The sequence below is a fragment of the Rhodobacter sp. TJ_12 genome, assembly GCF_020023995.1.
Lineage (GTDB): Bacteria > Pseudomonadota > Alphaproteobacteria > Rhodobacterales > Rhodobacteraceae > Rhodobacter.
On record NZ_NRRD01000003.1, the window covers coordinates 177,478 to 188,625 of the forward strand.

Annotated in this window: 10 protein-coding genes; 7 read left to right on the top strand and 3 right to left on the bottom strand. The window is 63.5% G+C overall.

What is annotated here, in order from left to right:
• Window positions 1-129: 129 nt before the first annotated feature.
• The 3 genes from CKO11_RS04550 to CKO11_RS04560 all read right to left on the bottom strand — a co-directional run bounded on the left by CKO11_RS04550 (window position 130) and on the right by CKO11_RS04560 (window position 3,509).
• Window positions 130-1,140: a GlxA family transcriptional regulator gene (locus tag CKO11_RS04550; protein ID WP_223633434.1), complete on the bottom strand. Its 1,011-nt coding sequence runs from the start codon at window positions 1,138-1,140 to the stop codon at window positions 130-132.
• A 105-nt stretch (window positions 1,141-1,245) separates the two neighbouring features.
• Window positions 1,246-1,986 (bottom strand): sulfite exporter TauE/SafE family protein, encoded by a 741-nt coding sequence (locus CKO11_RS04555; protein ID WP_223633436.1) that lies wholly within the window; start codon window positions 1,984-1,986, stop codon window positions 1,246-1,248.
• Between the two features lie 26 nt (window positions 1,987-2,012).
• Window positions 2,013-3,509 (bottom strand): PLP-dependent aminotransferase family protein, encoded by a 1,497-nt coding sequence (locus CKO11_RS04560; RefSeq protein WP_223633438.1) that lies wholly within the window; start codon window positions 3,507-3,509, stop codon window positions 2,013-2,015.
• A 274-nt stretch (window positions 3,510-3,783) separates the two neighbouring features.
• Between CKO11_RS04560 and CKO11_RS04565 the strand changes: the two genes are divergently transcribed.
• From CKO11_RS04565 to CKO11_RS04595, 7 genes are all read left to right on the top strand, one after another.
• A complete protein-coding gene (locus tag CKO11_RS04565; RefSeq protein WP_223633440.1) occupies window positions 3,784-5,160 on the top strand; it encodes an aspartate aminotransferase family protein in 1,377 nt (458 codons plus the stop codon).
• A 109-nt stretch (window positions 5,161-5,269) separates the two neighbouring features.
• On the top strand, window positions 5,270-6,268 hold the full coding sequence (gene tauA / locus CKO11_RS04570; protein ID WP_223633442.1) for a taurine ABC transporter substrate-binding protein: 999 nt from the start codon (window positions 5,270-5,272) through the stop codon (window positions 6,266-6,268).
• 55 nt (window positions 6,269-6,323) lie between these two features.
• On the top strand, window positions 6,324-7,109 hold the full coding sequence (locus tag CKO11_RS04575; protein WP_223633444.1) for a taurine ABC transporter ATP-binding protein: 786 nt from the start codon (window positions 6,324-6,326) through the stop codon (window positions 7,107-7,109).
• On the top strand, window positions 7,106-8,026 hold the full coding sequence (locus CKO11_RS04580) for an ABC transporter permease subunit (RefSeq protein ID WP_223633446.1): 921 nt from the start codon (window positions 7,106-7,108) through the stop codon (window positions 8,024-8,026). Before CKO11_RS04575 ends, CKO11_RS04580 begins: the two co-directional genes overlap by 4 nt.
• Entirely contained in the window at window positions 8,008-8,490 is a 483-nt protein-coding gene (locus tag CKO11_RS04585; protein WP_223633449.1) for a GNAT family N-acetyltransferase, read from the top strand. The genes CKO11_RS04580 and CKO11_RS04585 overlap by 19 nt, the downstream gene beginning before the upstream one ends.
• Window positions 8,491-8,512: 22 nt before the next feature.
• Window positions 8,513-9,265, top strand: coding sequence for an SDR family NAD(P)-dependent oxidoreductase (locus tag CKO11_RS04590; RefSeq protein ID WP_223633452.1), 753 nt, complete (start codon window positions 8,513-8,515; stop codon window positions 9,263-9,265).
• 115 nt (window positions 9,266-9,380) lie between these two features.
• The coding region (locus tag CKO11_RS04595) for a hypothetical protein (protein ID WP_223633455.1) at window positions 9,381-11,148 on the top strand (1,768 nt) is incomplete at its 3' end.

Genomic DNA, 11,148 nt, shown 5'->3' on the forward strand with positions numbered 1-11,148 from the left:
CCGTTTCCGCCGCGCTGCGAAAACCCCGCAAAAGATCGGGTTCGGCTTTGCGGGCGCGGGCGCGCAAAGCGCCCAGCTTCGCCGAAACACAGGCGGAAAGCGGCCCCGGCCCGCACCGGGCGCCGGGGCTTAGCGTTTGCGGCTACGGTTGAATTTCGTCGGCGCCATGCCGAACCGTGCCCGGAAGCTTTTGGAAAAATGCGCCACGGTGGAAAAACCGCAAGCCACCGCCACCTCGATCAGCGGCATATCGGTGGTGGACAGCAGATTGCGCCCGTGATCGAGCCGCAGGCCACGGTAAAAATCCCCCGGCGTTTCCCCCAGAACCGACAAGAACATCCGCTCCACATGGCGGCGCGAATAGCCCGAGGCGCGCACCAATTCGCTAAGCGGCAGCGGATCTTCCAGATGCGCCTTCATCCGCGCCACGATCGCAATCAGCCCCGGATTGCGTGACCGCAGCAAAACCGAGAGCGGCGAACGCTGCGCCCCCTCTTCGCCGACCATCACCTTGCGCAGGCACATCTCGGACACCATCGCGGCGAATTCCGCCCCATGGTCTTGGGCAATCAGCGCGATCATCATATCGGTCGAGGCCGCACCGCCGCCACAGGTCATCAGCCGCGGCGTGATTTCAAACATCGAGGCGCAGGGCGTCAGTTCGGGAAAATCCTCGCAAAAGGCAGGCTGGTTTTCCCAATGCAGCGTGAAGGGCGTATCGGTCAAAAGCCCCGCCTTGGCCAAGGCCACAGCACCTGTGCAGATGCCCCCAACCGTGCCGCCAAAGCGCGCATGGCGCTGCACCAGCGCGACAATGGCCGGGGCGGCGGCGGCGCGCGGCGCATTGCCCGCACAAACAAATAGCCGCGTGTCGCGCGGCGGGGGGGCCAGCGGCCCATCGGTGCAAACCGAAATCCCCGACGAGGCGGTGATCGCCTTGCCGCCATCGGACAAAAGCCGCCATTGGTAAAGCGGCTGCTGCGACAGTTGATTGGCAATCCGCAAGGGCTCCACCGCCGAGGAAAACGCCAAAAGCGTGAAGCCCGGCACCAGAACGAAGGCATATTTGCGCGTCGGCCCCGGCGCATTGACAGGAAAGAAAGCGGCGCCGGGCGGCACCAAGGGTTCGGTTTCAGTCATCGGGTGATCTCCGGGCGCGGGTCTTATTTTGCATGCATGCGCGCAGGCCAATTGGCAACCGGCTTGCGCGGAAAGACAAACCACCGGGCGACGCATCGCGCACGATCAGATCCAGGCGATGATCCCGCGTCCCCCGGCCAGCACCGCAGACAGCGCCATGATCGCCAGCGCCAGCTTGCGGTATTGGGCCTGTTCGAGCCGGGCAAAGGCCCGCCCACCGGCCCATGTGCCCAAAAGCATCGGCCCCAAGGTCAGCACGGCAAGCTGCACTGCGGCGGCATCGATCGCGCCCGCCAGCCACAGCCCCGGCACGGCCATGGCGGACGCCGCGAAGAAAAACAGCAAAAGCGAGGCGCGGGTTTGCGCCGACGTTGTGCCCGCCCCAAGGTAATAGGCCACCGCCGGCGGGCCGGGCATCGCCGCCAAGCCCGAAAACGCCCCCGATGCGACCCCCGCCGCCAGCGCCAGCCCGCCATGCGGGTGCGGCTGGGCGGGCTTGTAGCGTAGCATCAACCCAAGTCCCAGCAGCACCAGCGCGCCGATCAGCACCCGGGCCGCATCGGGGCTGAGCGCGGTCAGCCCCCAAAGCCCCAAAGGCGTGCCCAGCACCGAACCGAGCGTCAGCCGGATCAACGAGGGGCGATGCACCTTGCGGTGCAATTGCACCAGATCGAGCCCGCCAATCGGCAGTTGCAGCAAGATCGCCAGCGTCACCGCCTGCAAAGGCGGCAAGACCAAAGACAGGATCGGCACCGCCGCCAGCGCAAAGCCAAACCCCGCCAGCCCACGCAAAAAGGCGGCCGCGCTCACCGCGAGGATCACGAACAAAGTGGTGGGGTCTGGCATTGGGCGCTCCGTCTGGCGCTTTAGACCTAACGCGCGGCATGGCGCCCCGGTGGGGCCAGCGCCCCGCATTCGATGGAGCCAGAGCCCGCCAGCCGCTCGGCGATTTGCCCAAGCTTGCGCAGGCCCGGCACGATGGCCTCGGTTTCAATGAGCGACAGCCCAAGCCGCAAGAACCGCCCCGCCTGATCGGCATGCACGAAAGGATCGCCGCTTTCGAACAGCACCCCCTCGGCCAAGGCTTCGGACAAGAGCGCGCGCCCATCCACCCCCTCGGGACATTCCAGCCAAATGCTGGAACCGCCATGGCAGGGGTCGGGCAGGCGAAAGCTGGGCATAAGCCTGGGCAGATGTTCCATCACCCGATACCAACGTTCGGCATGGGCGGCGCGCAGCTTGCGCACCAGCGCCATATAATGCCCCTCGGCCAGAAAGATCGCCGCCGTGCGCTGATTGTTAAGGGGGGCAGACCGGTGCACAAGACGGCGCAGCCAGCGCGCCTCGGTCACCAAAGGTTCGGGCGCCACCAGAAAACCAACCCGCACCCCGGGCGCCAAAACTTTGGACAACGTGCCCAGATAGATCACCCGCCCATCGCGGTCGCGCGATTTCAGCGACAGATCGGGCGAAAAGGATACCTCCCCCTCGTAATCGTCTTCCAAGATCACAAAGTCATCCTGACTGGCCCGGGCCAGAATTTCATCGCGACGCGGTTCGGGCATCACCAGCATGGTGGGGCATTGCGCGCCCGGCGTCAGCACCGCCAGATCAAGCCCCGATCCGGGGGCGATGCGCGCGCCGCCCGTATCGATGGGCAGCGGCACGATTTCGGCCCCGGACAGTTCCAGAATAAACCGCGCATCGGGATAGCCCGGCATTTCGCAGCCCACCTTGCGGCCCGGCCCCGCGAGAAGCTGCGCCATCAGGTAAAATCCTTCCTGCGCGCCCAAGGTGATCAAGATTTCTTCGGGCCGGGCATAGATGCCGCGCTCGGGCAGGATCCGGGTGCGGATCTGTTCAATCAGCATCGGATCATCTTCGACCGCGCGATCCGCCGCCCACCAATTGGCCGAAGCGCGCCCCAAAGCATCGCGCGAACACGCCCGCCATGCGTTGAGCGGAAACAGCCCCGGATCGACCTGCCCGAAGATGAAAGGATGGGAATAATCTTGCCAATTCATTGGCTTGCGAATGTGATTGAGCCGCGAGGGATGCGCGGCCACGCGCGCCTGCCAATCCACGACAGAGGCGTTTTGCACCGGGCGTGCGCCCCCCTGCCCGCGCGCCGCGACAAAGCAACCGCGCCGGGGCTGCGCCTCCAGATAACCGCGCGCGACAAGCTCATCATAAACGGCGGTGGCGGTGTTGCGTGCCACGCCGAGCTTTTGCGCCAAGGCGCGCGAGGAAATCATCTTTTGCCCCGGCACCAGCTTGCCCTCATGAATCGCGGCAATCAGCGCGCGGCGCAACTGCCGTTGCAGCGGCTCGGCGCTGGTGCGATCGATGGTGACGGGCAGTATCTGCATGGGCTCCTGAGGGGGAAGCGATGAGGGTGCCCCCTTCTTTGCTGGAAAGACCGTCTGGGCAAGTCTGCGGCCCCCACTCTGCCCCGCGCTTCACCATTTGCCTCATTTTTTAGCACCCCCGCATGATTGCGGCCCATTTATGGGGCCAGACCGTGAAGCAGCGCACAAACTGGCCCCATCGGTTGCCCCGGGGTGGCCCTGTTGGCACGCATTAGGTCAGTGCTTTTGTCGGGTCACACCGCAGCAGCGGACAGTGCCGAGGAAAGGACCCAAAATGGACGGCCGTCAGATCAACGATATCAGCGCCACGGTCGAAGCCGACCGCGCCCATGTCTGGCATCACCTGTTTCAGCATGCCGTGCTGGACAGCCGCGACCCGCGAATTCTGGTCGAAGGCAAGGGTATGACCGTGTGGGACCAGAACGGGCGCGACTACCTTGATGCCGTCTCGGGCGGGGTCTGGACGGTCAATGTCGGCTATGGCCGCGAAAGCATCGCCAATGCGGTGCGCGATCAACTGGTCAAGATCAACTATTTCGCCGGCTCAGCGGGCACGGTGCCGGCGGCGCAATTCGCGCAGCGGCTGGTGGAAAAGACGCCGGGGCTGAGCCGGGTCTTCTTTGCCAATTCCGGCTCCGAGGCGAATGAAAAGGCCTTCAAGATGGTGCGCCAGATCGCGCATAAGCACCATGGCGGACGCAAGTGGAAGATCCTTTACCGCGAGCGCGATTATCACGGCACCTCGCTGGGGGCCTTGGCGGCATGCGGGCAAGAACAACGCCAAGACCAATATGGCCCCTTCCCCGACGGGTTCATTCCGGTGCCGCATTGCCTTGAATACCGCAAGCAATGGGATGTCGAAGACTACGGCGCCCGCGCAGCCGATGCGATCGAAGAGGTAATCTTGCGCGAAGGCCCCGATACGGTGGGCGCACTCTGTCTTGAGCCGATCACGGCGGGCGGCGGCGTCATCACACCCCCCAAAGGCTATTGGGAACGCGTGCAGGAAATCTGCAAAAAATACAACATCTTGCTGCACATAGATGAAGTGGTTTGCGGGATGGGGCGCACCGGCGAATGGTTCGGCTATCAGCATTATGGCCTCAAGCCCGATTTTGTCACCACCGCCAAGGGATTGGCGTCGGGTTATGCGGCGATTTCGTGCCTGATCACCACCGAAGAGGTGTTTGACCAGTTCCGCAGCGACCCCGACGATCCGATGAGCTATTTCCGCGATATTTCTACCTTTGGCGGCTGCACGGCAGGCCCGGCGGCGGCGCTGGAAAACATGCGCATCATCGAAGATGAAGGTCTGCTGGACAACACCCGCAAGATGGGCGCGGTGCTGTTGGACGGGCTGCAAGACCTTAAGGAAAAGCACGCGATTGTCGGCGACGTGCGTGGCAAGGGTCTGTTTTGCGGGCTGGAACTTGTGGCCGACCGGGCCACGAAAGAACCGCTGGCCGAAGCGCTTGTGGAACGGGTCGTGGGCGCGTGCGATGCCGAGGGGGTCATCATCGGCAAAACCTCGCGCTCGTTCCAAAGCTTCAACAATACCCTATGCCTGAGCCCGGCGCTGATCGTTGGCCCCTCGGAGATGACGCGCATTCTGGAAACCCTTGACCACGCACTTGCGAAGGCCACCCCCTAAACACCACCACGGATAAAGCCACCACGAACAAAACGCCCCGGCGGGCCACCGCCGGGGGCCCCTCCCAAGGCCGGACAACAGGCCGCAACCCCAACAGACGAGGAAAACCATGATCAAGACAACCGCCCTGCGGCTGAGCGTTTCACTGATCGGTCTGCTGTCGGCCACGGGCCTTGCCCATGCCGAAAAGCTGATCATCGGCCATTTCGGCATTCCGCTGCCCATGATGACCGAGGTCGGCACCGGCGCTTATGACGAGGCGATGGGCTATGAAATCGAATGGCGCAAATTCGGTTCGGGCACCGAGGTGATCGCCGCGATGGCCTCGGGCGATGTGAAACTGGCCGCGCTGGGGTCTTCGCCCTTTGCCATTGGCGCAAGCCAAGGCGTTCCGGCGCAATTGTTCATGCTGTCGGGCGTGATCGGCACCGCCGAAAGCCTGATTGCGCGCGATGGCGCGGGGATCGAAAGCCTTGAAGACCTGAAGGGCAAACGCGTTGCCGTGCCCGTCGGCTCGACCGCGCATTTCTCTTTGGTGGGCGCGCTGGCCCATGCGGGCATTGCCGAGGGCGATCTGACGATCCTCAACATGCCGCCCGATCAAATCGTCGCCGCATGGAGCCAAGATGCGATCGATGCCGCCTTCATCTGGGACCCGGCGCAATCGAGCTTGCTGGAAAACGGCACCCGGATCGTGGGCGCGGATGAAACCGCGAAATGGGGCTATCCGACCTTTGACGGCTGGGTGGTGAACAAAGATTTCGCCGCCGAACATCCCGAGGCCGTGGCAGGCTTCGTCAAAGTGACGACCGCCGCCGATGCCGCCTATCTGGCCGATCCGGCCGCGTGGACGGCCGAGAGCGCCCCGGTGATGACGATTGCCGAAGCCACCGGTGCAGACCCCGCGCAGGTGCCCGCGATCTTGGCGGGCTACACCTTCATGCCCGCCGCCGATCAAGCGGGGCCCGATTGGCTGGGGGGCGGCTTGGCCAGCTCGGTCAAGGCGACGGCGGAATTCCTCAAGGCGGCGGGGCGGATCGACACCGTGGCCGAGGATTACAGCGCATTCATCACCCTTGCGCCGGTTGAGGCCGCGATCTCCGAGTAACGCCAAAGGCGGCGCCCCGAAACGGGCGCCGCCCTCTCTGACCGAAAGTGAGACCATGCTGGAAATTCACCGCGCCTCTGTCTTCTACCCCGGCCGCGAGGGCACCGATGCCGTCGAGGCCCTGCGCAATATCGACCTAGAGATCGGACCGGGCGAATTTGTCGTGGCGCTTGGCGCCTCGGGCTGCGGGAAATCCACTTTGATGAACCTGATCGCGGGCTTTTTGGCGCCAAGTTTCGGCCAGTTGCGGCTGGATGGCGCGCCGATCACCGGCCCAGGCCGCGACCGCGCGGTGGTGTTTCAAAAACATGCGCTGATGCCGTGGCTCAATGTCATCGACAACCTTGCCTTCGGGCTGAAATTGCAAGGCGTGGGCCGCGAGGAACGCTATGGCGTGGCGCGCCGTTTCTTGACGCTTTTGGGGCTGGAGGAGTTTGAAACCTCGCCCGTTTACATGCTGTCGGGGGGCATGCAGCAGCGCGTGGGCATTGGCCGCGCACTCACCGCCGATCCGCGCATCTTGCTGATGGATGAACCGCTGGGCGCGCTGGATGCGCTGACCCGCGAACGCGCGCAGGAACTGATCTTGCACATCTGGCAATCACAAAACAAATCCGTCTTCTTGATCACCCATAGCGTCGAAGAGGCGCTGTTCATGGGCACCAAGCTCATTGTCATGTCGCCCCGTCCGGGCCGGATCACCCACCGCTTCGATCTGCCGTTTTCGCGCCGCTTTCTGGCCGGGCAAACAGCGCGCGAGGTCAAGGCCTCGCCCGATTTCATCGAGATGCGCGAAACCGTGCTGCGCATCATCTTCGCCGACGAGGAGCAAGCAGCATGAGCTTTGAAACCCAGTCCGACACCCCGCCGCCCGCCGACATCTCGACCGCCGAGGCCCCAAAACCCATCGCCCCGACCGCGCCCGGCGCGTTCCTGACGCGGCTGTTGCGCGCCGCACCCACCAAACCCGGCCAAACCTATGGCGTGCCGGGCGAAGGCCGCACCGTCGGCATTTCGATTGCCGCGGTCGCGGTGGTGCTTTTGGTCTGGCAGGCGGTCAACATGGCGGGGCTGGTTGCGCCGCTGTTCCTGCCTTCGCCGGTGCAAGTGGTGGAAAAATTCATCGCCATCTTGAACACGGGCTATACCGGCGCGCCGCTGTGGCTGCATGTGCTGGTCTCGGCCGGACGGGTCTTTGCTGCCTTCACGCTTGCCTGCCTGATCGGCATTCCCTTGGGGCTGGCAATGGGGATGAACCCGGTGATGCGGGGCCTGTTTGACCCGTTTTTGGAGTTTTACCGCCCGATCCCGCCGCTGGCCTACCTGCCGCTGATGATCATCTGGTTCGGCATTGGCGAAACCTCGAAAGTGCTGTTGATCTTTCTGGCGGTGCTGGCGCCGGTGACACTTGGTGCGCGCGCCGGGGTGCGCTCGGTCGCGATTGAGCAAATCCACGCCGCCTATTCGCTGGGCGCCACCCGTGCGCAAGTGCTGCGCGAGGTGGTCATGCATGCCGCCCTGCCCGAGATCCTGACCTCGTTGCGCATTGGCGTGGGCTTTGGCTGGACAACGCTGGTGGCTGCCGAAATGGTCGCCTCGACGCAAGGGCTTGGCTATATGGTGCTTTCGGCCAGCCAGTTTTTGCAAACCTCCACCGTGCTCGTGGGCATCATCTTGATTGGCGCGATTGCATGGATTTTCGATCTGGCGATGCGCGCGCTTGAACGGCGGATCGTGCCATGGAAGGGCCGGATGTGACCGACCGTCCCGCCCCCACCATACGGCTGGCCGAGATGCAGCATGTGGCAGAGATCGCCGCCTGCGCCCGGCTGGCCTTTGGCCGCTACAGCGCCGCGATTGGCCGTGACCCGGCACCGATGCGGGCCGATTTTGCCGCCCATGTCGCCGCGCAAGAGGCCTTTGTGGCGCTTGGTCAATGTGGCCAGTTCCTTGGCTATATTGTATTGCTGACCCGCCCCGATCATCTTTATGTTGATGCGCTTGCCGTGCGCCCCGAGGCAAAGGGAAAAGGTCTGGGCCGTGCGCTGATCGCCTTTGCCGAAGAGGAGGCGCGCCGCAAGCACCTGCCCCGGCTTGATCTGTGCACCAACCAGCAGATGACCGAAAACCAGACCTTTTACCCCCATCTTGGCTTCACCGAGACCGGGCGCGGCCGCGAAGACGGCTATGACCGGGTGTTTTACACCAAAGCGCTTGGCTGAGGCCCGACGAACGGAGATATTCATGCAAAAGACTGCCCTGATCACCGGCGCCACGGCCGGTTTTGGCGATGCCATCGCGCGGCGTTTCGTGTCGGAAGGTTGGAAGGTGATCGTCACCGGCCGCCGCCAAGACCGGCTCGACGCATTGGTTCAGGCCCTTGGCGGGCCGCAGATCGCACATCCTTTGTGCTTTGACATCCGCGACGAGGCCGCCACCAAAGCCGCCGTCGAAAGCCTGCCTGCCAGCTTTGCGCGCATCGATGCGCTGATCAACAATGCCGGGCTCGCCCGTGGCACCGCCCCCGCGCAACAGTGCGATCTGGACGATTGGAAGGCGATGATCGACACCAATATCACCGGCCTTGTCACGATGACCCGGCTCCTGCTGGATCGGTTGATCGAAACGCGCGGGCTGGTGGTGAACCTCGCCTCGATCGCCGCGCATTGGCCCTATCCGGGCGGCAATGTCTATGGCGGCACCAAGGCTTTCGTGCGCCAGTTCTCGCTTGGATTGCGGTCGGATCTGTCGGGCAAGGGGGTGCGCGTCACCTCGATCGAGCCGGGGCTTTCGGAAAGTGAATTCACGCTGGTGCGCACCGGCGGCGATCAGGCCGCCTATGACAAGCTTTATGCGGGCGCGGACCCGCTGCAACCCGAAGATATTGCCGAAACCGTCTATTGGGTTGCGGCGCTGCCCGCGCATATCAACATCAATGCGATTGAAATCATGCCGGTCAGCCAAAGCTGGGGGCCGTTGAACGTGCATCGCGGCTAGATTGAGAGCCGCAAAGAAAGCGGCGGCTCAAAAATGCGACAGGCCGCCGCAGATATAGAGAAATTTATTAAGATTCTGAACCTAAACGCGGGCCGGTGTGTCCGGAGTGTCCCGTATGAAAAACTCGATTCTGCTGCGTTGGCTGTCGCAGGTTTGTTTTGCAGCCGTTTTGGTTTTCTCGTTCACAGGATCGTCAAAAGCCGCGTCCTTTGATCTGCTCGAACTTTATTGGGCCAGCTCCTCGACCGGCAATATCGACATCGACCTTCCGCTGAGCGATGTATCGCCCGGCACACCGGCGCGCTTCACCTCGAACCCGGACAATGCGACCTTTGTCAATTCGCTCTCCTCGGGCGTGCTTTATGGCAAGATCACCTGCGCCAATACCTTTTTCTGTGGCGCCAATGGCAGCACCGGATACTTTGCCCGCCGCGCGCCCACCGGCAACTCCACGATCTCAGCGGTTACCTTTGTGCTTGACCCGGGCACGGCGCTTTACAATTCCTACGGGCCCTATGTTCTGGTAGTGATCGGCGACGCCGCCACCTACGACGCGGCCTATCAATCCTTTGGCACCGTCGCCACCTCGGCCAATGCCGATGGCGCGGCGATTGCGGGCCAGCTTGACAGCTACTTCGCCCATATTGCCACGGTTTCCAGCCCCACCGTGATCGAGGGCAATGATCTGGTGCATACTGTCACCCTTTCGGGCGCGGCCTTGGGCACCGAGGTGATCAATTTCACCCGCAGCCACACCACCACCAGCGATGCCGATCTGGGCAGCCCCAGCTTTTCCAATGGCGTCACCCTGTCAAACGGGCTTTTGTCGGTGCCCTCGGGCGTGACCAGTTTCACCGTCACCTATCCCAGCATCGATGACAGCGATATCGAAAGCGACGAAAGCTATAGCCTGTCGGTCGGCGGGATCGCCAGCAGCGGCACGATAACCGATAATGACAGCACGCCCAGCGTAACCATTAGCACCGTGGGCGATGCGACCGAGGCCGAGGGCACGGCGCTCGCCCATCTGGTCACACTGTCGGGCCCCACCGCGGCCCCGCAAACCTTTCCCCTGACGCTGACCGATGGCACCACCACCGCCGCCGATTACGGCAGCTTCAGCTTTTCCGATGGCGTCACGCTCTCGGGCAGCACGCTCAGCGTGCCTGCCGGGGTATCCAGCTTCACCCTCACCTTGGCCGGGGCGGAAGATGAGCTGGTCGAAGGGGCCGAAGGCTACACGCTCGCGATTGACGGCGTGCAAAGCGCGGGCACGATCAATGATAATGACAGTGCCGGATTGACGGCGGTCAAAACCGTTGCGCTGACCGATCTCGATACGATTGCCGGCCCCAGCATTGGCGATACCCTCACTTGGACCGTGACCGTCACCAATACCGGCACGGTTGCGCTGAGCGATGTGACGATCAGCGCCGATACCATGACCCGCGCCGACAGCACGGTGATCGCGGGCTTTGGCGCGGCGAGCTTTAGCCCCGCCAGTGTGGCCAGCCTTGCCGCCAGCGCCCAAACCAGCTTCACCGCCAGCTATACGCTGACCGCCGAAGATGTGGATGCGGGCGGGCTGTCGAACACCGCCACCGTCGCCGCCACCCATTCGGGCGGCACGCCGATCAGCGATGTCAGCGATGATGGGGATGATGGCGACGGCAATACCGATGATGATGCGACCGACTACAGCTTCACCGCCACGCCGGGGATTGCGCTGGTCAAAACCGCGACGCTCAAGGACGAAGATGGCACCCCGGGTGTGAGCGTCGGCGACACCATCGAGTATGCCTTCACCGTCATCAACACCGGCGCCGTGACGCTGAGCAATGTCACCGTCACCGACCCGAAAGTGACCGTGGCGGGCGGCCCGC